The following is a 464-nucleotide window of genomic DNA, read 5'->3' as shown; positions in this document are numbered from 1 at the left end:
GTTCTTCGAACAGTGGTAGGAGAGCGTTCTAAGGGCTGTGAAGCCAGACCGGAAGGACTGGTGGAGCGCTTAGAAGTGAGAATGCCGGTATGAGTAGCGAAAGAGGGGTGAGAATCCCCTCCACCGAATGCCTAAGGTTTCCTGAGGAAGGCTCGTCCGCTCAGGGTTAGTCGGGACCTAAGCCGAGGCCGAAAGGCGTAGGCGATGGACAACAGGTTGATATTCCTGTACCACCTCCTCACCATTTGAGCAATGGGGGGACGCAGGAGGATAGGGTAAGCGCGGTATTGGATATCCGCGTCCAAGCAGTTAGGCTGGGAAATAGGCAAATCCGTTTCCCATAAGGCTGAGCTGTGATGGCGAGCGAAATATAGTAGCGAAGTTCCTGATTCCACACTGCCAAGAAAAGCCTCTAGCGAGGTGAGAGGTGCCCGTACCGCAAACCGACACAGGTAGGCGAGGAG

1 rRNA gene (cut by a window edge) is annotated in these 464 nt (G+C 55.0%); it reads left to right on the top strand.

Going from position 1 to position 464, the window contains the following annotated elements:
* Positions 1–464 (top strand): 23S ribosomal RNA (locus ACFTWF_RS45080) (its annotated part continues 538 nt past the right edge of the window); the annotation flags it as partial.

It is taken from the genome of Rhodococcus sp. NPDC056960 (assembly GCF_042674125.1).
Classification (GTDB): Bacteria; Actinomycetota; Actinomycetes; order Mycobacteriales; family Mycobacteriaceae; genus Rhodococcus_F.
The sequence above is the reverse complement of the archived record's forward strand: the minus strand, read 5'-3'. Positions and strand labels throughout refer to the sequence as shown.